Origin of the sequence: Streptomyces sp. NPDC006529 (assembly GCF_040611795.1) — a bacterium.
In the GTDB taxonomy this organism is placed as follows: Bacteria; Actinomycetota; Actinomycetes; order Streptomycetales; family Streptomycetaceae; genus Streptomyces.
The window spans coordinates 1-20,551 of sequence record NZ_JBEXPB010000078.1 but is presented as its reverse complement, the minus strand read 5'-3'; the positions used below and the strand labels follow the sequence as shown (position 1 = coordinate 20,551).

18 protein-coding genes are annotated in these 20,551 nt (G+C 68.0%); 16 read left to right on the top strand and 2 right to left on the bottom strand.

Going from position 1 to position 20,551, the window contains the following annotated elements:
• Window positions 1–443: 443 nt before the first annotated feature.
• Window positions 444–1,001, top strand: coding sequence for a hypothetical protein (locus ABZY31_RS30190; protein ID WP_356416703.1), 558 nt, complete (start codon window positions 444–446; stop codon window positions 999–1,001).
• Between the two features lie 198 nt (window positions 1,002–1,199).
• Here ABZY31_RS30190 and ABZY31_RS30185 read toward each other — a convergent pair whose 3' ends face one another.
• The gene (locus ABZY31_RS30185; protein ID WP_356416701.1) at window positions 1,200–2,267 is read right to left on the bottom strand and encodes a Shedu anti-phage system protein SduA domain-containing protein; all 1,068 of its coding nucleotides are present in this window, start codon (window positions 2,265–2,267) and stop codon (window positions 1,200–1,202) included.
• A gap of 179 nt (window positions 2,268–2,446) precedes the next feature.
• Between ABZY31_RS30185 and ABZY31_RS30180 the strand changes: the two genes are divergently transcribed.
• From ABZY31_RS30180 to ABZY31_RS30115, 14 genes are all read left to right on the top strand, one after another.
• Entirely contained in the window at window positions 2,447–3,754 is a 1,308-nt protein-coding gene (locus ABZY31_RS30180) for a DNA-binding protein (protein WP_356416699.1), read from the top strand.
• Window positions 3,755–3,920: 166 nt separating this feature from the next.
• Window positions 3,921–4,697 (top strand): TnsA-like heteromeric transposase endonuclease subunit, encoded by a 777-nt coding sequence (locus ABZY31_RS30175; RefSeq protein WP_356416707.1) that lies wholly within the window; start codon window positions 3,921–3,923, stop codon window positions 4,695–4,697.
• Window positions 4,694–6,853, top strand: a complete 2,160-nt coding sequence (locus ABZY31_RS30170; protein ID WP_356416697.1) for a transposase — start codon at window positions 4,694–4,696, stop codon at window positions 6,851–6,853. Before ABZY31_RS30175 ends, ABZY31_RS30170 begins: the two co-directional genes overlap by 4 nt.
• Before the next feature lie 104 nt (window positions 6,854–6,957).
• Window positions 6,958–7,947 (top strand): TniB family NTP-binding protein, encoded by a 990-nt coding sequence (locus tag ABZY31_RS30165; RefSeq protein WP_356416705.1) that lies wholly within the window; start codon window positions 6,958–6,960, stop codon window positions 7,945–7,947.
• A gap of 334 nt (window positions 7,948–8,281) precedes the next feature.
• On the top strand, window positions 8,282–9,175 hold the full coding sequence (locus tag ABZY31_RS30160) for a hypothetical protein (protein WP_356416695.1): 894 nt from the start codon (window positions 8,282–8,284) through the stop codon (window positions 9,173–9,175).
• A gap of 84 nt (window positions 9,176–9,259) precedes the next feature.
• Entirely contained in the window at window positions 9,260–10,219 is a 960-nt protein-coding gene (locus ABZY31_RS30155; RefSeq protein ID WP_356416693.1) for a hypothetical protein, read from the top strand.
• Window positions 10,216–11,256 carry an ImmA/IrrE family metallo-endopeptidase gene (locus ABZY31_RS30150; RefSeq protein WP_356416691.1) on the top strand — a complete coding sequence of 347 codons (1,041 nt, stop codon included), beginning with the start codon at window positions 10,216–10,218 and terminating at the stop codon, window positions 11,254–11,256. The genes ABZY31_RS30155 and ABZY31_RS30150 overlap by 4 nt, the downstream gene beginning before the upstream one ends.
• Window positions 11,257–11,404: 148 nt before the next feature.
• Entirely contained in the window at window positions 11,405–12,427 is a 1,023-nt protein-coding gene (locus ABZY31_RS30145; protein WP_356416689.1) for a hypothetical protein, read from the top strand.
• Entirely contained in the window at window positions 12,424–12,858 is a 435-nt protein-coding gene (locus ABZY31_RS30140; protein WP_356416687.1) for a hypothetical protein, read from the top strand. The genes ABZY31_RS30145 and ABZY31_RS30140 overlap by 4 nt, the downstream gene beginning before the upstream one ends.
• 359 nt (window positions 12,859–13,217) lie before the next feature.
• A complete protein-coding gene (locus ABZY31_RS30135) occupies window positions 13,218–13,568 on the top strand; it encodes a hypothetical protein (protein WP_356416686.1) in 351 nt (116 codons plus the stop codon).
• Between the two features lie 409 nt (window positions 13,569–13,977).
• Entirely contained in the window at window positions 13,978–15,543 is a 1,566-nt protein-coding gene (locus tag ABZY31_RS30130) for a Mu transposase C-terminal domain-containing protein (RefSeq protein ID WP_356416684.1), read from the top strand.
• Complete coding sequence (locus tag ABZY31_RS30125; RefSeq protein ID WP_356416682.1) at window positions 15,540–16,313, top strand: AAA family ATPase; 774 nt, start codon at window positions 15,540–15,542, stop codon at window positions 16,311–16,313. The genes ABZY31_RS30130 and ABZY31_RS30125 overlap by 4 nt, the downstream gene beginning before the upstream one ends.
• The gene (locus tag ABZY31_RS30120) at window positions 16,313–17,317 is read left to right on the top strand and encodes a hypothetical protein (protein ID WP_356416680.1); all 1,005 of its coding nucleotides are present in this window, start codon (window positions 16,313–16,315) and stop codon (window positions 17,315–17,317) included. The genes ABZY31_RS30125 and ABZY31_RS30120 overlap by 1 nt, the downstream gene beginning before the upstream one ends.
• A gap of 223 nt (window positions 17,318–17,540) precedes the next feature.
• The gene (locus ABZY31_RS30115) at window positions 17,541–18,248 is read left to right on the top strand and encodes a hypothetical protein (protein ID WP_356416678.1); all 708 of its coding nucleotides are present in this window, start codon (window positions 17,541–17,543) and stop codon (window positions 18,246–18,248) included.
• Window positions 18,249–18,564: 316 nt separating this feature from the next.
• Here the strand turns inward: ABZY31_RS30115 and ABZY31_RS30110 are convergent, their stop codons facing one another.
• On the bottom strand, window positions 18,565–19,128 hold the full coding sequence (locus tag ABZY31_RS30110) for an RICIN domain-containing protein (RefSeq protein WP_356416676.1): 564 nt from the start codon (window positions 19,126–19,128) through the stop codon (window positions 18,565–18,567).
• Window positions 19,129–19,875: 747 nt separating this feature from the next.
• On the opposite strand from ABZY31_RS30110, the gene ABZY31_RS30105 reads away from it, so the two are divergent.
• Window positions 19,876–20,280, top strand: coding sequence for a hypothetical protein (locus ABZY31_RS30105; protein WP_356416674.1), 405 nt, complete (start codon window positions 19,876–19,878; stop codon window positions 20,278–20,280).
• Window positions 20,281–20,551: the final 271 nt, after the last annotated feature.

Below are 20,551 nucleotides of genomic sequence, written 5' to 3'. Positions count from 1 at the left end.
GCGCGAACAGCAGGAGCAGGACCACCGCGCCCGCCCGGTCGACGACCTCTTTGACCGCCCGGCGTCCGCCGGTGAAGATCGGCATGCTGACCCGCGGAGCGGGATCCCGAGCGCTGCGCGCTCGGGAGAGACAGGGCTTCGCTGCGCTTCGCCCAAGGAGGCCGCCTCGCTTCGCTCGGCGGGGCCGGCTTCGCCTGCCAGGGGCCGCCTTCGGCGGGAGTCCTCCGCTTCGCTGCGGACTGGTTCGGGTTCCGCTGCGCTCCACCCGAACGGCGCTCCGCAGGCCTGAGTGACCCCGTTTCACGGGGGCCGGGTCTTCGACCCGTTGGGCGGGTTCGCTTCGCTCCCCCACCCTGGGGTCTTCCGGCTCCGCCTGCAGACCCGCCCGCTCCACTCCAGCAAAATCCATGCACCATCGCAATCGGCACATCTAAGGTGAGCCCATGGGATGGTCACTGAGTCTGCTCCCTCCACCCGAACCAGAACTACTCGATGCCGTGTTCTTGTCTGCTGGCCGAGCTCTGCACCTAGCCAACGCGTTCGAGAACAAGTGCCAGTACGTGCTGCGTATCGCCAACCTGGCCTCCGCGTTCGACGAGGATCCCGCACTCACTTTGGACGAGGCAATCGCGGCAGCACCTAGTGACAAGATGCTCGGGCAGACGCTGCACTTGCTGGTTGATCGGTTTCAGACACCCGTCCCTGAGGAAGCAGTTGGTCTGCTCAACAAGGCCCGAGCTGCACGTAACTTCATCGCGCATGAGGGCGCTTCGCTCGGGTCGAGCTACATCTGGGTCGCCCGCGCGGACACGCTCATCCGCCACGCAGTGGCGCTACGAGCGGCTGTCCAAGCGCTCTCCTTGGGTGACTGCATCGTCTCCAGGTGGGTTAGCGAGATCGAAGAACCGAATGTCCCCGCTCCTCGCTCCTGGGATGACGACTACCCGCCGATGGTGGACACCTGGGTCTTCGGCCACTTCAACGGTCTTCTCGAAGGATAAATTGTCAAGGCTGATTCATTCGCGTCACTGGCTAGACTCTGGAACTGGAGCCCCATGCCGGCCAGACACCGGCGACACAAACAGGTACCGCGGATCGACGAAACTGCGCAGCTATCCTCAACCAACCTGTGTAGTCCAACTCTTGTCTACGGTTCGCGGTGGTCGATCTGACACCGGTCCAAGCAGGGCCGAGCTGCGCTATGCACTCATCTGCGCGCTGTCCTCTCCCGCCGACGGGTCGCCAGCTGTCGCAGTCACATGCTCCAACAACACGTGGCACTGGGACACCAGTTGGTCGTAAGTCATGACCGTGATGCCGTGCATCCTGCTGTTAAGGCCATGAAGTGCACGGAGCTTCGTCTCCTCCCAGTCGCTGGACCGCCCAAGGACGACGACGGCACGTGGGTGGTACGCGACGATATCGGGCCGGGCAGGATGCAGCCCATGCTCCGCTCCGCGATGAAGAGTGTCGAGATAGCGGTGGCACTGTCCGATGGCCTTCGCTGTATGCGCCGACCAGTACCAGTTCTGATGGGTGGCGTCGTAGAGAATCACATCGTTGTCAGGACGCTTCAGCTCGTAGACGTCGCGCAACCCGCTGGCAGCAGATTTCATCAAGAGGTCGACATGGTCGCCGACACCAATGACCCTGTGATCATCCCGAGCCACGTAAGCATTGCCGAAGGCCCAGGAATGCCGCTCGCACCAGTCCTGATAGACGTCCTCCCTGTTGCGCCCCTCGGAGAGGTGATCCTGCAGTTCGGTTACTGCAGCTCGTAGTTCCCCGACTCTCACCATCACCGAGAACGCTTGTGCGAGCGTCTCCGGGTTCACCTCCTGGGCGATTCTGGCGGCCAGGCGCCGACTCTCCAACGCAGTGCCAATGGCTGCGACAGCATCATCGGATGCATCCAGCTGCGTCGACAGGGCATCGGTCCGGAGCACCAGGTACTGGCCATCTTCGTCCTGCCCAGCCACAGCCAGAGCCTGGTCGACGTGACGCTTCAACGCTTGCAGATCCCCAGCGTTCAAAGTCATCTCGGTCTGCTCTCCCGAACGCCGATCCGTTCGAACGAGCTTCATCGACAGTTCGGCCGGAGAGCTCCGATGGGGGATGAAGAAGGGTATGGCCTCGATCAGCACGTGCGTCGTATCCCTGACGACCAGCCGGCCCCCGTAGGAAACCGCACCCGAGGCAGCAGGCCGCCTGTCAAAATACGCGGGCTCATTCCCATCCATGAGCGAATACTGCTGCAGGTCCGTCACTCGCCGCTGCCCTTTCGGCAGAAATGCGCTTCATCTCAGCCCCGCAGGCTGCGGTTGGCCGTCAGCGCGAGGGGCAGCGATGAACCGTGACCACCCAAAAGCCCTCCGAGGGGCTCCCTGAACCGTGCATGGGAGTCTTCCGGACCGCTCCCCTGAACGCCGAAACGACATGGTCGTTGATGTGCCGGATCTCTGCCCGCTACGGCCAGGAGCCCGGCTTCATGCTGGGGCACTGGCGGTGGAAGAACCACCAGCCCCGCCACCCCGGCGGCGCGCTGCGCGCAGACGCAGAAGCTCTGCTCAGTCCAGGCGGCCTGACCGTGCTGGCAGGGCTGTGCGGAGCATCCCAGGAGATGCTCAGGCGCACGCTGCCTTCCTGGGATCACGAAGAGGACGAGCTGTCCAACGATGACGTCGTAGGCGCCCCACTGGCCCTCTGGCGCGTCGGCGGCACCGTCGTACGTCCCGTGGCGTTCGGCTGTCGGTCGTGCGCGGCGCGGCGTACCGGGCAGGCCGTGCGGGTGGTCCGCTACGCCGAGCGTTGGGAGCGTGTGTGCGGGCGGCACGGGCGGTGGCTGCTGGACGCGGACGCCGACCAGCCCCTGGAGAACCTCGATCTATCCGGGAGTCCCGAGGTCGTCGTGGCGCAGCGGCGGTGGGCTGTGGTGGCGCGTCGTGCTCGGCGGGCGGGGGTGGAGCCGGCCTCGGTGTTCGGTATCGCGCGGGCGGTGGTGTGCCGGTGGTGGGAGCACTCCCTTCGCTGGGAACAGGAAGAGATCTGGCCCCTCCGTCTGCAGCAGGTCCCCAGCGGCGAGGTCGGTGGTGACGTCAACCGGTGGCGGGCGCTTGGGCGGGACGCGGTGGTCTTCCCTGAGGTAGTCGCGGTGGCCGGTGCTCTGCTGGATCCGGGTGTCGAAGAGCTGGTGTGGGCTGACAGCGGTTGGGGAGGCCCGCGGCCCCTGTCCGGGGACGGGCAGTTCGGGCGCTGTCTCGGAGAAGTGGTGGGACGGCCCTGGCTCGGTCCTCTGGTCGCGACAGACGGTGGGCCGCTGGTCTCGTGGCAGGCCGCCATTATCCGTCGGCGACGGCATACGGCGGTCGATCCCTACGACGCCGATCCGTGGAGGGTCAGGGCCGATCAGCAGCCGCCCACCATGGCAGCCCTGCTCCGTGAGCAGACCCGGGAGAAGACAGCGGGCGGCTCCGGTACGAACTGGCGCTCCACCGTGCCGCCCGAGCAGCGCATGTTCATCACCAACCTCATCGACACCGCCCAGGAAGAACTACTCCAACTGCGCGGCGCGCACCAAGGCCGCACCGCCGACGCCGCCCGGCTGCTCCTGCAACGGCTCAGCCACTCCATCGACCTGCTCGACCAGGCCCTGCGGGAAACAGCGCTCGCGGCGGTGACCGCAGGCGTCGCACTCCACGACGTCGAGCAATGGGCATGCCTCGACACCGGGCCCACGGACGAGGACGACCAGTAGGCCGGGGTCCGCGGCGAGGCGCAGCTGGCGCGGTTACCGCATCCCGGCATCCCACACGAGCAGAACGCGCAAACCGGGCCAAGCTGCGGGTTGGGGTAGTTGACTCAGTCCCGTGGCAGGGACTGGCAGTGCGCAGCAGAGCGTCTTCGCGGGGGCCAGGTTCGAGGTGGCGTTCGCCGGGTTCGGTGGACCAGTTGTGCGGCAGCGGTGGGTGGATGCGGCGGTGACCGTCGCGTTCGAGGAGCTTGAACCGGTCTCCGCGTTTCCAGTGGTTCCCGGCAGGCGCTGGGGCCCAGGGCTGTGGTGGTCGGCGACCACCGGGCGCCATGTCGCCGCCGGGTCGAACGCGATGCGGGCTCAGCTGATGGTCCTGGACCGCGACCCGGACGTCGTGGGTCTCGCCGGGCGGCCCGTGCGGCTGCTGTGGCACGACGAGCAGCGGCGGGGACGGTCGTGGACTCCGCAGCTCTTCGCGCGCCGTGCGGACGGAACCGCGCTAATCGCCGACTGCCCCAGCCACACCGGCGCGGGCGGGGAACGGGCCCTGACGGCCGCCGTGATGATGGAGCGGGCGTGTGAGCAGGTCGGCTGGATCTATCGGCGTCTGGCCCCGCTCGAGCCGGTGCTGGCGGCCAATCTTCGGTGGCTCGCCGGCTACCGGCACCCCCGCAACCAGGTCCGACCCGCCCTCACCGCCGCCGTCCTCGACGCATTCGCGTGTCCGCGGCCGCTGATCGAGGGCGTCGAAGCGGTCGGCGACCCGATCGAAGTCCTCCCCGCCGCCTTCCACGCCCTGTGGCACGGCCACTTGCACGTTCCCCTGGACAAGCCGCTGCACGAACGCGTCCTGGTCCAGGCAGGCACTCTCCCGTCATCCGAAGCCCATACGGCCGCCGGCCCTGACCGTGAGGCTGGCGGCGTCGGGGTCCGGGAGGTGCCGTGACGGCGCCGCGCGGCGGGCGGCCCGTCGTAGAGGTCGGCGCGTACATCCACTTCGGCGGTGCACGGTGGCAGGTCGTGGCGCTGGCCGGGCAGTCCGTGCACCTGGCCGGCAAGGACGGAAGCAGCGCAGTGGTGCTCGCCGGGCATCTGTTCGCCGACCCTGCCTTCAAACTGGCCGGCGAGCAGGCCGAGCAGGTTCGGACAGTGCCGCAGTGGGGGCTGTTCGAGACCGCCCCCGCTGCGGCGCGGGAAAAGGCGCTGGCCTGGCAGAGGCACATCCGGGAAGTCGAGTGCGGGCGGCCCGGCGGCCCGGAAAGCGAGGAGGCGGTGCGGGTGCAGTACCACCCGAGCCGGTGGACGCTGGCCGAGCGGGAGCAGGCCAAAGCCGCAGAGCTGACCGCACTGGGGTTCGCCAAGGTATCGCGTACGACGGTGCAGCGGATGAGGCTCGCCTACCGCAAGCAGGGCCTGTGGGGGCTTCTCGACCACCGCACCACCCGCGGTCCCGCCCCGGCAGGGCGGCAGGACGAACGCGTAGCGGACGCCGTGAAGGAAGCGCTGCGCCGACAGAGGCGGCGGTCCAAAGGCACCATCAACGGACTGTTCCCCCTCGTCCTCCGAATCCTCGAGGACCGGCACGGGCCCGGCACCGTGCCCGCCCCCTCTCAGGCCACCCTCTACCGGCTGGTCCACCAGTTCGCCCGCCCCTCCGACCTTCCCAGCCGCCCGGTACGCACTGCGCCGATCACCAGCGACGGGCGCGGGCTCATCCCGACCGTCGCTTTGCGGCCCGGGGAGCAGGTACAGATCGACACCACCCGCCTCGACGTCCTGGCCGTCTTCGACGACGGCATCGTCGCCAGGCCCGAGCTCACCATCGCCGTCGACGTCGCCACCCGCGCCATCCTCGCCGCCGTCCTCTGCCCCTCCAGTACGCAGGCCGTCGACGCAGCCCTGCTCCTGGCGGAGATGGCCGTCCCCCACCCAGCGCGGCCCACCTGGCCCGACGTCCTGCACTTCGCCCACAGCACGCTGCTCCCCCACCAGCGGCTGCTCACCCTCGACGAACGCCTCCAAGGAGCAGCCGCGCGCCCGGCTGTCATCCCGGAGACGATCGTCACCGACCGCGGCAGCATCTACCTGTCGAAAGCCTTCACCGCCGCGTGCGAAGCCCTCGGCATCAGCGTCCAAGCTGCCCCGCCGTACACGCCGACCGCGAAAGGCATCGTCGAGCGGACCTTCGGGACCATCAACACGCTGTTCTGCCAGCACCTGTCCGGCTACACCGGCCCCAACGTCACACAGCGCGGCCCCCACACCCACCTGGAGGCCCGCTACACCGTCCCCCAGATCCAGGACCTCCTCGACGAGTGGCTCGTCCACTACCACCACCGCCCCCACGAAGGCCTGCGCCACCCGGTCCTGCCCAGGGCCGCGCTCACACCGAACCAGATGTGGGCCGCCCTCATCAGCGTGGCAGGCCATCTACCCGTCCCCCTCACCGGGAACGACTACCTCGAACTCCTGCCCGTGCGCTGGACGGCCATCACCGAACGCGGCATCCGCCTGCACCACCGCACCTACGACCACGACCTCCTCGCCCCCTACCGCGGCCAGCCCTCCCCCCACACCGCCCGCGGCGGGAAGTGGGAGCTCCACCACAACCCCCACGACGCCCGCCAGATCTGGCTACGCCTGACCGACGGAACCCTGGCCGAGATCCCCTGGATCCACCGCGACCACATCCACCACCCCTTCAACGAACGCACCTGGCAACACGTCCGCGCCCAGACCATCCGCCACCCCGATCCAGACCAGCGCGAAGCCGACCTCGCCGACGCTCTTGACCAACTCATGCGCCGAGCACGCAACGGGGACGCCACACGCGCCGAGCAGCGTCTCCTGGGCCGCGCCACCATGCCCCTGCCTGCCCTGGTGTCCACGCTGACCCCCTCCGGGACCACCGGCAAAGAGTCCCCTGCCGGCCCAACAGACGCCGATGCCGATGCCGACAGCCTCGATGCCCTGGACGAGACCCCCGACGCACCGGACGACGCCGAAGACGAAGACGAGCCGGCGGGCGACAACGGCACCTCTACCCGCCCGTACACCGGGCTCGGGCTCTACGACGCGCACACGGAAGCACTCACATGGTGAACAACACCCCGGAACGTCCCAGCACCCCGGCCAGCAGCCTCCGCCAGAGCGTGGACAAGGCCCAGCCCGACGCCGACGGCCAGCAAGCGCAGGAGTCCTGGCCGATCACGACCTGGCAGGGCTGGCAGCAGTTCGTCCACACCCCAGTCTTGGTACCGCCCGCACCCGACACCCCACCGCGCAGTCTCAAGGAGCGCTTGGCCTACCACTCAGCGTTCGTCACCGTCCGCACACCCGCCATCGACACCCTGGCCGCCAGCGTCCGCACTCTGATGGTCCTCGGGCGATATCAGCAGACCACCGCCCGGCCCTCACTGATCGTCACCGGGCCTGCCGCGGCCGGAAAGACCACTGCCCTCCTCCACGTCGGACGCACCTGCCACCTCGCCCACACCCGCCACGCGCCCCCACCCGGCAAGCCTTCCGACATCCAGGTGCCCGTCGCGTACGTCCTCGTCCCGCCCGGAGCGACCGCGAAAATGCTCGCGGCGGAATTCGCCCGCTACCTCTCCATCCCCATCAGCAGCCGGATGACCCAGACCCAGATCACCGAGAGCGTCTGCCACACCTACAACCAGATTGGTGTCCGCCTCGTCCTCATCGACGAAATCCACCGCGTCAACCCCCGCACCACCACCGGCGCCGAAACCGCCGACCTCATCAAAGACCTCACCGAACGCATCCAAGCAACGTTCGTGTACGCCGGCATCGACGTCACCCAGACACCCCTCTTCTCTGGTGTCCGCGGCGCGCAACTCGCAGGCAGGGCCTCACTCATCGAATGCGGGCCCCTCCCCGCACGCCTCGGCAACAAACACCCCTTCACCGACACCATCACCGACCTCGAAAACGCCCTCGACCTCCACCACCACAAACCCGGAACCCTCCCCCGCCACACCACCTACCTCCACCAGCGCACCGCCGGCCGTATCGGATCCCTCACCCGACTCATCCGCCAAGCCGCCATCACCGCCATCGGAGACGGCACCGAACGCATCACCAAAACAGCGCTCGACGCCATCCGCCTCGACCACCACGCCGAAACCACAAACCAGCCCCGCACCCGCACCCTGAACCGCCGAACACCCCACTGACCTGCATAAACACCTGAAAACGCGAAATGACGCCTCGGTCCTTTAGACCCAGACGCCACCTACAACACCCACAACTTTTCCCAACCAACCCGCAACACCCGCAGGTCAAGCCGCCTCTGACGCCGCAAAACCGTTCTCACACAGACCTACAACACCCCAGCTCACCGCCCCACCGACACCTCAACCACCCTCCCCCTCAGCGACACCTGTGCCGGAAGGGCTCCTTGGCGTACGGTTCGCCCATCGAGGGGAGGTACCGGCTATTTCCGTATTCGACGAACTGCACGAACTCGGGTGCTTCGGCCCCGCGTGTCTGACTCTGACAGGGACGCTGGTGCGGCAGGAAGTACAGCGCTTTCCCGTTCTGGCTCCGCTGGCCGGCTGGCAGCAGGCCGATGAGGAGGATCTGCTGAGTGAGTTCCTGGCAGATCGCCTCCAGGCGGTCACCGCCAATCTCCTGGCTCTGGCCACCGACGATGGCAGTGTCGGACGATTGCTGCGGACGTCGATCCGGCGCTGGTTGATCGACCAGGCACGCAAGACTGCGCTCGGTTCGGTCAGGCGCTCGCTGGAAGAGGTGCTGACGGACTGCAGTGCCTTCGAGGCTGTGCCGCCTGGCGAGGCGGGGGCCGGTAGGTGGCGCTTGTCCGGCACCACGGTGCAGCCCTGGTCCGGTCCCCCCGACCTGCTCGTCGAAGCCGCGTACGCCGTGCCGAACATCAAGATCCCGAAGTGGACCAGTGAAACGCGTCGTGCCCCTCTCGCTGACAGGAAGTCTCTGGAAGCTGTGATCCGTGCGGTTTTGTCCACCGCCACCGGATCGATGGAGGTCGCGCAGCTCGTCGAGGTGTTCATCGCTCGTTTTCCCGTGGCGCTGGATCCGAGAGTCCTCCCGCTCCCCGACGATGCGGGATCGCAGATCACCGTCAGTACGCACGCCTCCCCGGAGGAGATCGTGCTTGCTCGCGACGACGAGGCCGGTGCGGCGTCTGCCGCGGCACAGATCGTGGCCATGCTCAGCCCTCAGGAGCGGGGCATGGTCACTTATCTGGATAGCCTGAGCGAGCTCCAGGCGTTGTTGGGCTGCGGCCGGACCCAGGCGTATCACCACAGAACACGTCTGAAGGAGAAACTGCAGCAGCTCGTCGGGAACGGAGACGGAGACCAAGTACGTTCGGTGGGGTCGGAGGTGATCCGGCTGTGCAGCGAAGCGGCGCAGACACGATGAGTGGGGCCGGGGCCGGACGTCCTGGCCGGTATGACGTCAGTCGATGGTGGAGGCCTGCTCAGTCGATGGATGCGGGAGGACACCATGAGTGACTCAAAAGTGCCGCAGCGGTTCCTGGACCTGGCCCAGCAGATGCATGGGCCGCATGCTCTGTCGGAGGCAGGGCTGAGAGAGCGCTTCGGTGATCCGGCTCAGGCGGAGATCAAGGCTGGTCAGGTGTGGCGGGCACGCTGGGACAAGGTCAGCGTGCTTGTGCTGATCCTGGATGTGCAGGCTCGTGAGGTGAACGCCGTCCCCGTTACGATCGACCCGCCCGGTGAGGATGAGACCAGTGTGGTGGTCGACGGGGCACGTACCGCGTTCGGCGTCGAGGCCACCGTGTGGGCAGGGCTGGTCTCCTGTGTCCCCATGCGCGTGCTGGAGCGCGTGGTCGATGCCTGGGACGAGGACATCGTGGGATGTGCGGCGGCCCGGGCCCAGGGCCGGCCGGCGCCGGCCGCGGCAGGGGTACGCCAGGGACAGATGATCCGTTCCGCCCTGGAGCCGGACGCCGAGACGCGAGCCGGCCTCGCTGATGATCTGGAGTGTCTGCAACATGCGCCTGGTCTGCCGGTTCAGGAGAGCGGACGGCCTGCCGGGACCTTGGCGTCGCTGCTCGGCGACCGGTTGGACTTGAGGACGCTGTGCTCTGCCTTGGAGATGCCACAGCCCGAGGTCATGAAACTGCTTCGCGGCAAGGCCCCGCTGCCTGCCGACCGGATCGATGCCATCGCTTCGGCGACCGGGCTGAGCGCAGAGCAGATCGCCCAGACGGTCCGTCCCCTGCCCGCCGATCTCGTCAGGGCCATAGAGCACCCGCGGTGGCGCTCGGTATGGGTACGCCGCGCCCGGCAGCTGGAGATCAGTGAAGCCCAGGCGCGTCTTTGGGGCAGTTACGGCGCCTTCGCCCTGGCAGCTCGCCAGACAGGCGGTGGCACGGCCGACTGGGACGCCCGTCTACGGCAGTTCCTGCGCGGCAAGGACACTACGAAGGGCGGCGCGTGACACGGCGCCGGTTCGACCAGGAGGCTCCGCACCAGGCGGAGGCGATGATTTCGGCTCTTGAGCGGCTACACCCCGGCGCCGTCGAAGCGCTGGGCGCGGATCCGCTAGCCGAGCTGGGCCGCTGGACGGACGTCCAGGTGTCGCTGGAGGCCGCGTCGGACGACGGTGGCCGGTGCTCGGTCGCCGGCAGCTACCGGTCGCAGACCGATCCCCCCACCTTGGTGGTCGGGGCGGCCCACTCGCATCGGCGCCGTGGATTCACCGGCCTGCACGAGCTGGGCCACCATCTCCAGCAGACCGACCCCGAGCTGGGGCAGCGCCTGTTCGACTGGGAGGACTCCGAAGCGTTCGAGGAAGCGGCGTGTGACGCCTTCGCCGCGCGCATCCTCGTTCCGGATGCGCGGATTGGCGCGGACGTACGCCGCCGCGGGCCCTGCGCCGACGATGTGGTCGCCCTGTTCCGCGCCTCTCGGGCCTCACGCGAAGCGTGCTGTGTGCGTGCGGCGCAGTACCTGGCCGGTGGGGGCGCGGTCGTCCTGTTCGACGCCGCGGGCCAGGTGCTGTTCGCTGCGGCTCACGGCATGATTCCGCCGGCCCGTGGCTCCGACCAGTCGGGTACTCCGCTCCTGGCCGCGGCCTTGGGGACCCGCGCCACGGTGGAGCGCGACAAGACGTTCGTGCTCTACCGGTCCGGCCATCAGAGCGATCTGTTGTACGGGCAGGCGGTCTGGTGTGACGAGGACTATCTGATCGCGGTGCTCGCCGAGGACAACGTGGCCTGGCGTGCCTTCACAGCGCCGCGACCACGGACCGGGAGCTCCCGGTTCGGTTCCTGGTGGGAGTGCGAGACGTGCGGGGAGTCGTTCAAGATCACTGAGCTGGGATGTGCGGAGTGCGGGGACCCTTCGTGCGGGCAGGGGCACTGTGGCTGCACGGCCGCCAGGAGGCGGAGCGATCGTCCCTGTAAGGAGTGTTTCATGGTCCTGGCCCCGTCCCGGTTCGAGGGTACGAGCACTGTCTGCCGCGACTGTTCCTGACCTGATCTCAGCGAGGGAGAGGGCCGCCCGGACGATCTCGACGGTGTGACGTCAGAGGAGGGTGAGCCGCCGAGTGACGGCTCCGCCCGGGGAACGTCCCGGGCGATGTGCGGCGCTCAGCGCCCCTCACCTGAACGGACACATCTTCATGGGATACACCGAGGACATCCTCAACGACATCCGCAGCCAGATCGATGCTCACCCTGAGCCGCTGGCGCAGGCACGTACGCGGCTGGACCTGGTCACCTCGAGCGCGATCGGCTTCACGGGCGCCCGGCATACCTACCGCAGTGGTTCGCTGCCCCAGCACACCTTCATCCACCCGGTCTGCGACGGTGACGGCGGAGTCGTCCTGGACCGGCGCGTGTATCCGCGGCTCGGGCCGGACGGGGGCGGCGAGACGCCGACCGCGATCACCACCGAGCTGTGCGCGCTGCTCGGCCCCGCGGTGCGCAAGGTGTACCCGAAGGCCCGCTGCGGCACCTCCAAGCGCGGCCCGAAAATCACCTTCGGGGAGCCGGTCGACGGCCAGGACCCGACGGTGGACCTGGTCGTGGCCCTCACCCGAAAGGAGGGGGGTGGGCTGTGGATCCCGAACCTGGAGACCGACCGGTGGGAGGCGTCCGACCCGGAGGGGCACGTCGAGCTCTTCACCGGCGGGACGCAGTCCCAGCGCCGTACCCGCCGCAGGGTGGTGCGCCTGCTGAAGGCGTGGAACAAACAGTACTCCCAGCCGGGCTTCTCCTCGCACAACCTGACGGTGTGGGCGTGGGAGTTCATCGAGCCGGGGATGGGCGTGGCGAAGGCGCTGAGCGCGGTGCTGACCAGGGCTGCGGCCGGGGTGGAGGCCGGTACGGCGACCAAGGACCCGCTGGGGGTCTCGCCGAACGTGAAGCTGCTGGTGGGGCGCGAGGCTGCGGCCCGGAGGCTGCGGGGGGCGGCGGACGGCGTGGCCGAGGCTCTGGCGGTCGACGACGACCGCGAGGCGGTGCTGTCGGCGCTGTCGGGGGTGTTCAACCGGTACGTGCAGGCCCCGGTGTCCGACAGCTTCGCGGGCAAGATCGCGGCGCTGCGGCAGTACGCCCCTGTCACGACGGTGGCGCTGGGGCTGAGCGGGCCGGCGGCCGATGTACGGCCCACCCGGGCCTACGGCGCCGGGCATCACGCGTGAGACGCCGTCCTGCCTGGCGTGCGCCGGCCTGGTTCGCCAGGCCGGCGGCCCGCATCGCCTTCCAGCGCCGCCTGGCCGCCTGCGGCCAGGCGGTCAGGGTCATCCCGCCTCCGCGCCGCTTCCGCGGTGGCTTCGCCCTGGCCGTCCAGCTACGTGTCGCGGACGTCGGCGAGCAGACGGTCTCGATCGTTTTCAACCCAGCGGCCCCCGACGTGCCGCACGTGTACACCGACGGGCCGTCCAAGTCGCCTCACCGGTACTCCGACGGTGCTCTGTGCATGTGGTATCCGTACGATGCGCCTGAGCAGCGCTGGATCCGCAAGGACGGGCCGGAGGCCTTGTTGGGGCATGTGGTGGCCCATCTACTGCGTGAACAATGGTGGCGCGGCACGGGCGAGTGGCCCGGCCAGGAAGCTCCCCACGGCACGTGAGCGGCGTGCCCGGTATCGGCTTGGAGGTCGTCATGACGTCCGTGCAAACGGCACTTGCACCGCCGACTCCATCAGGATCGGCGACCGCAGCGGTGCCTTCCGCGACACCTGCGGCCCCTTCCCTGCCAGTTCCGGTGGTGTCGACGGCCACCGTGGTTCCTTCAGCTCCCCCCGCAGCCCCTGCCGCGGCTGATGCCACCTCGGTGTTGCCAGCCGTGGTGTCCGGGGCGTTCCTCGCCGCCATGCTTACGGCGGCCATCAACATATGGCTGGCACGGCGAAAGAGCCGGGAGGAGGAGATCAGCAGGCTCCGGACCGCCTTCGCTGAGGCCTTCGCCGCCCACAGTGCCTATAAGGAGATGCCCTACGCCATCAGGCGGCGCCGGTTCGACGCCGCACCCGAGGAACGCGTGCGGCTGTCGGAGACGCTGCGGGAGATCCAGGGCAGCCTCTCCTACCACCTTGCGTGGACGAAGATCGAATCCGAAGCAGTGGGCGCTGCTTACGCGGAGCTCGTCCAGGAACTGCGTAAGACGGCCGGAGCGGCCATGCGCGCAGCCTGGGAAGTATCTCCCATCGAGAGCGACACGGCCATGAACATCCCGTCGGCGCAGATCGACCTCAGCGCGCTGCAGACGCTGGAGACCGCCTACATCGCTGCCGTCCGGGAACACCTGCGCGCGCTCAAAAGACCTTGGTGGTCCCGGTAGAAGCGCCAGAGCGCTTGTCGCAGGCGTTTGTCGGGTTGAGTGCGACTTATGTCAATCGACTGGGAGAGAGCGATTCAGGCCGAATGCGCATCCGGTCGCAGAGGGCGGCGAGCACCGGACCGGGATGCGGATCACGAAACAGAACAGGGTCGAAAACCGCTCGACCAAGCGCAGCTCAGGCATGAACAGGGCCCGCTGATAGGGGCCCAGTCGAGCGCCGATCCAGGCCTTCGGATCCGGAGACCGCTGCAGCGGCGACCGGGCGTCACGCTGTATGAGGAAAGGCATTATTCCAGGGCGAACACCTGGATCTTCCCGTTATCGACATATAGGGGTTGTTGGAGTCCTCGGTCTGGGATGACGGTGTAGTGCGTGACGAAGAAGCGGAGGAGGCGAGGCAGGAGGCGGGGTGTTTTCGCCGGCCTTGGGGCGGGCCGCGGCGGTGCCGCGGTTGTTGGACCTGGATGGGCGGGGTGAGCTGACGCCCGCGCACGTACGCCTGGTGGCAATGGCGGTGGGGCGCAGTGAGCGGACGGTGTGGCGGTGGCTGGCCACCGCTCGCAGTGAGGGCCGTACGGGACGCAAGGTGTCGACACGGTTCGTGGTGACGGCGGAGATCCGCCGCCTGCTGGCCTTCTACGGCGGGAACGCCTCGCGTCTGCACGAGGAACTGGTGCGCCGGGCCGCCGAAAGCCAGGATTCCGGACCGGTGCCGTCTCTGTCGACGCTGCACCGTGCGCTGCGGCGGGACCTGACCCGAGGTGAGCGTGCCGGGCTCCGGTCGGGCGAGGCGGCGCGGCGTGCCCACGACGTCTTCGGCAAACGGCCACCTTCCCACCGCAACGCGGCCTGGGAAGGCGACCACAAGCACCTGCCCGTCGAGGTGGACCTGGAAGGGGAACTGGTCACCCCATGGGTGACCTGGTTCATCGACTGCGCGCACAACGTGATCACCGGCGCGTCCGTTACCGCACACGCACCCAGCAGAGACGGCGTCCTCGCGGCGCTGCGTGTCGCCCTGGTCCGTGACGAAGCAGTGTTCGGGCCGGTCGGCGGGCTGCCCGGGAAAGTGCGGGTGGACCGGGGAAAGGAGTTCCTGTGTGAGGCCGTGACGGGAGCGCTCGGGGCGTTCGCGGTGGTGGATCTGCCAGCCGGGACGCCGCATCTGAAGGGCAGTATCGAGGCCCTCAATGACGCGGTCGAGGAGATGTTCCTGGTCACCCTCCCCCGCTACCGGCACCGTCAGCGCCTGGCTGGCGGCAGGCTCGCCGACCCGGACGCCCCGCCGTTGGCGTTCGACGCGTTCGTCGCCGCGCTGCTGGAGTGGGTGCACTGGTGGAACACCAGCCACCGCTCCCCCGCCCTGGGCGGCCGGACTCCGCTGCAGGCCTGGCAGGCCGACCCCACCCCGGTCACCGACGTGTCCAAGGAGGCGCTGATCGGGTTCGGGCTGGAAGGCGACGGCCGTATCCGGCTGATCTCGACCAGCGGCGTGCGGTTTCGGCGCCGTGACTACATCGCCGACTGGATGGTCGGGTGCGCAGGCGACCCGGTCACCGTGCGCCGTCTGCCACATCACGACGAGGAGATCGAGCTGTTCGAACCGGTCAGCGGACGGCATCTGGGCAGGGCGTTCCTCGCCGACGCCGCCGACCTCGAGCAGTTCACCGCCGTACGCTCCGCCCGCACCTCGGCGGCCAGGCAGCTGCGGGCCGATCTGAAGGCCGCCGAGAAGCTACGCCGTAAGCGGTTCGAGGCCGTCACCACCGCCAAGGTCCCCAAACAGCTGAACACGCTCACCGCCGAAGAAGCCGAGGCGGAACTACGGGCCGCCGATCAGCGCGGGCTGCGTGAACTGGCCCGGCCCGACTACATCCCCCACGCCCCCGTGCCCGACACATGGGCGCGCCCGATCCCCCCGACCCCGAGGACACCCCCACCAGGCAAAGATCACGAGGAGAACCACGCATCATGATCGACCTCGACTACGGTCTGCTCCCTCCCGAGACCGCCGATCACTTCCTGTCCCTGCCCAACGCACAACTCGTCGGCACCGAAGCCCTCCTGACCACCCGGGACAACATCGAGACCGTCATCGAAGCCAAGGCCATGATGTGCGTGTACGGGCCCGCGGGGTCCGGGAAGACCATGTCCGTCAACTCAGCCCTACGGCTCCTGGCCCCCGACCGCACCCACCGCCTGGAACTGCGTGCCGGCCCCACTCCCCGCGACATCCGCCACGGACTGTTCAGCGCACTCGGCCTGCCGGGGGAACCTCCCGTCCGGCCCATCGAGTTCGACAACCTCCTCAAGGACGCGCTCTCCGAGGAGTTCAGGATCCTTGTGTGCGATGAGGCGCAGTGGATGAAGAAGACCTCGTTCGAGTACTGGCGACACCTGTGGGACGACAAACGCACCGACATTGCCGTGATCTTCGCCGGCGGTGACGGCTGCTACAGAGTCCTGCGCCGAGAACCGATGCTCGCCTCCCGCATCCACGTCTGGCAGGAGTTCACCCGCCTCTCACGCGCCGAGGTCCTCCAAACCATCCCCGTCTTCCACCCCGTCTGGACGACCACCACACCCACGCTCATCGAAACCATCGACAAGCAAGCCGCCCACGGCAGCTTCCGCAACTGGGCCTGCATCACCGCCCACGTCACCAACGGAATGCGGAAGAAGAATCTGACCGAGGTCGACGAACCCCTCATCCACTGGGTCTACAGCAAAATCGGCGGCATGTAGTGCCAGCCGCCGGTCCCGCGGCCACCCCCGTACCGGCTCCGGCACCGCCCGTCATCGTCGTCATCGACACCGACGACTACCCGGCCACGACCGCCCAAGCGCTGGCTTCACACCATCCAGCAGCCGGACGGATCACCGTGGACCCCACTCCCGCCACCACGGCCCCGGCCGCCCTGGCCCAGGACGTCCTCCACGCACTCGGCAAAACCCGCTTCGGCACACCTGCCGGGCACGGCACCTGGGCCGACTCCCTCACCCCCGCATGGACAGCAGTCCGCGCCTGGATCACCGCCCTTCACATCAGCACCCTGACCGTCACCCGCGCCCACCGGCTCACCGAACACCGCGTACGACAACTCCTTCACCTGCGAGAACACACCGGCATCCACCTCACCCTGCTCTGGCACACCCGCCCCAGCCGCACCCTCCGCGAGCTCCTGGCCAACATCGACCACCACCCCACCCACACCCTCACCACCCCGGCCGGCACGACCCCCGCACCCGCCAACCCCCGGCCACCACGCAAAGCCCTCCCGTGGCTCGATCCGCCGAGGCCCCAGCCCGGCCTCGCAGGCCCGCGGGCAAGACGCGGCCCCTGTGACGGAGCCGAGACGCACCCCCACCCAGCCCGACCCGGCATACCGGCAAGCGACGGCCACAGCGAGCTCGCCGACCGCCTGCACACCCTCGCCCACCCCCTCCACGCGGCAGCCCTCACCACCACCCTGCTCACTGGAGCCGCCCCCGCCCGCCTCGCGCTGATTCGCGGCATCGATGTCCACCCCCACGGAACCCACGTCAAGGTTCACGACCCCCACACCCACCGACACTGCCGCGTCCACGCCCTGCCCACCTGGGCCCACACCCTCATCACCGCAGCACACCACCACCATCACGACACCGGCCACCTACCAACCAGCCCCCTCCACCCCCTCATCACCGCCCGTGATGCCGCCACCCTCACCGAACACGCCGACGCCATCCACATCCGCCTGCCCCACTGACACCCCACCGGCCCGACGAACGGGCTCGGCGTGCCCTCCGAAAGCGACGACGTCGAAATGCGGACCAAGCGGCAGGCCAGCACGTGGGCACAGCGGTCACAGAACAGCACCGACACCTCCCCGAGTCAGGCACCACGCCCTCCGAACACCCCGCCCACGCCCCGCGGACCGGGGCGCGCGGCGCACGCACGAACAGGGCGTAGTTGGCACTCGGCGAGGCGGCATGATGATCGGCATGATGGAAATACCCGGGTACGAAGGCCGCCCTCTCGTCCACCAGCCGGAGCTGCTGGACGAACCCCTCTTCTGGCCCGGCCACCTGTACTCGTGCGCCCACGACGAGGACACAGAAGAGCTCCTCTTCGGCGCGGACTACGACGCGGCCGAGGAGTTCCACCGAGAGCTCATCGAGCAGGCGCAGTGGCCCGTCTTCACGATCCCGCTGACTGGCGGGCATCTCCTTCATGTGGTCCACCGCGCATGGAAAGACGATCCAGGAGTCGACTACGTCCTGCACCACTCCAGCTGGAAGCGGGCGTTGTTGCTGGCCAAAGACGACGGACACTTCATGGGTCCCGCCCTGTCCTGGCCCGAGCTGCTCTCCGCCACCGATAACCAGCTGCCCGGAGGCAGCACCGCCGATCCAGACAGCCGACTCCTGCTACTGCTGCCCGCACTTGGAGACGACCGCGCCCCAGAAGGCGTGAAATGCCGCCTCACGACAGCCCTCGCTGCCCGGACAACCGTTGAGGACCCCGAAAGACTCGCTGCCGCCCTGGCCGACGGCCAGGGCACAACAGGACCCTCCCGCTGGACAACCAAAAACGGCATCCGCGTGGACAACGGCACGCACTCCTACCGCAACCCGTCCAACAACTTCGCCCTGAAACCAGAAGACCAGGCCCGTGTCTCGGCCGCTTTCCTCATCTGAACTGCGAGCCATCACAAAGGCGCATGCCAACCCGACCAGCACCAAAACGACCAGCACAAACGCCAGACCTGACAGCGCCAAATCGGCACCCCACGTCAGTACCGAACACCCACGCCTACCTGCGGAAACGACGCCCAGACCACTGACAAAAACCTGCCGAAGCCCACCGACAGAACCACGCAGATCATCACCGCTTCGCTTCGAGCTGGGTTGCGTTGCGTGTGCGTTGCGCCTTCACACCCAACGGGCCGGCTTCGCTGGCCAGGACCTCCCGCGCTGCGCGCGGGAGGCAGCCCCGTTTCACCGGATCTGGGCTTCAGCCCGTTACGGTGCTCCAGATCTGGCCTCGAACCGTCGGCCACGCCTCAGACCACTGCTGAACACGGGCCCCGTCCGCACCACTGGAGTTCTCTACTTCGAGGAACTTTCCGGTGCCCACGTTCTTATAACCGTAATAATCTTTATTCAAGCCCATGTACTGCCAACGCTGGTGGCTCAGGTTCAGGTTGCAATCCCACTGCTGGACCTGAGCCCCGTTGTCATTCCAACCGTTCTCGACCTCAAGACACTTACCACTGTTGACATTGACGATTGCGTAGTTCCAGTCACCAAGCTCAACGAACCTCCATACGGCGCCACGCTGTCCGACACACATCCACTGCTGGGCATTCGCACCGTTAGCTGTACTGGAATTCTCAATCTCCAGGCACTTACCCGAGCCGTTGATAATTCGGTACGTACTAGAGGTAGGAGGAGAAGCCTGGCCTACCCCCGGCACTGCAAGCACCAGTGCAGCAGCCGATGCGCCGGCCGCAGCAAATCTCGAAGACATCCTCAACTCAGAACCCCCAACGGCATTGCAGCAGAAGAGCTGCATCATGATGATCTTGACAGCGCCGAGCTTCGCACACTGCACGGTGCGGCGGCAAACACAATTCCATCCGGCGTTGATCTCGGTATCCCCGCCCTGATGCCACCGCGCCCGTAACCTGCCCAGCCACCGCAGGGCTGGCCCTTCAGGCCGGAGTCCTTGACTCCGCTTTCGGACTGCTCAAGCAAAAGATGACCCCATTTCGCGGGATCACGGTTGTCCGCCTGCCCGGATGGGGCTTCTGTCATCGATCGCCGTGCGGGACGGATGTGGCGAAGTAGACAGGACCGGATTCGAACCAGCGTCAGACCCCCTTGAAGGGGGGGCATCGACCTCTGCGCTACTTGCCCTCTCCGCCAACAAGCACAAGCTAGGTGGTGATCTTGCAGTGATAGCCGGGGTGATAACAGATAGTCACCATAGGGAACCCTGCTGGGAGTTGCCAAGGCTCGAAAAGGGGGAACTAACAGTGTGTCACTTACGGTCTGTCGCTGCAGCCTAGAGTATCTATATAGATTCAACGAAGCGGCTCTGTCAGGAGGACAGACATGGGTCACACGATGGTGGTGGCTGTACCGCCAGCCGACCTTGAACGGCTGGACGCCTTGGTGGCCGTCCACCAGGCCGACGAAATCAAGTGGCAGGCCTGGGCCGAACGGGAAGCCGGGGTGCTGGACCTGCGGGGCGCTGCGCTGCGAGGCGCGGGCCCGGATCCGGGCCGAGCGGGACCGGCTCCGCGAGGCCGACCTTCACCGGGTGACCCGCTGGCGGGCCCTAGCCCCCGCGCTCCACGCCGAGCTGGAGCAGCGCGGCTACCTGCGGCCCTGGCCCCCGATCCCGGCGGGCGGCCAACCGGCTGGACAGACCCTCGGCGGGACCGCGCCCCACCGCGGCACCGGCCTCACCGCCCGGCTCTGCGTCACCCTCCCCGACACCCTCGCCGTCCCCCTGCACCACGGCGTCTACTGGACCAACCTCCCCCACCTCCAGGCCCTTGAGGCCTGGACCGACCGGTGGGGAACCGACCCAGCCACCCGGCGCACCGCACCTCCCAAGGCTCTCGCCGAACGCGACCACCACGCGGGATCCATCACCACCACCGGGCAGATCATCCGCACCGCCCTGACCCACACCCTCCACAACGCCCACACGGCCCCCTGACGGCCTTTCAGACCCCGACCGGCACAACCCCCACCCGAGCCCACCCCCGGGGCCCGCCATGACGCAACACGGGGCCGTCGCCACGGCATCCCCCGCGCTGACGCTCACGACGTTCCACGGAACCCAACCACCGCAGCGCCCCACCCGCGAGACCGGATCCCATGACGCGCCGCACCCTAGTGCCGTGACCGGGAAGGTTCGCCGGGTTGCTCGTTGTGCTGGTTGGAAATGAGTTCTCCAAGCAGCGTGGGGAGGCGGGATGGCGAAACCG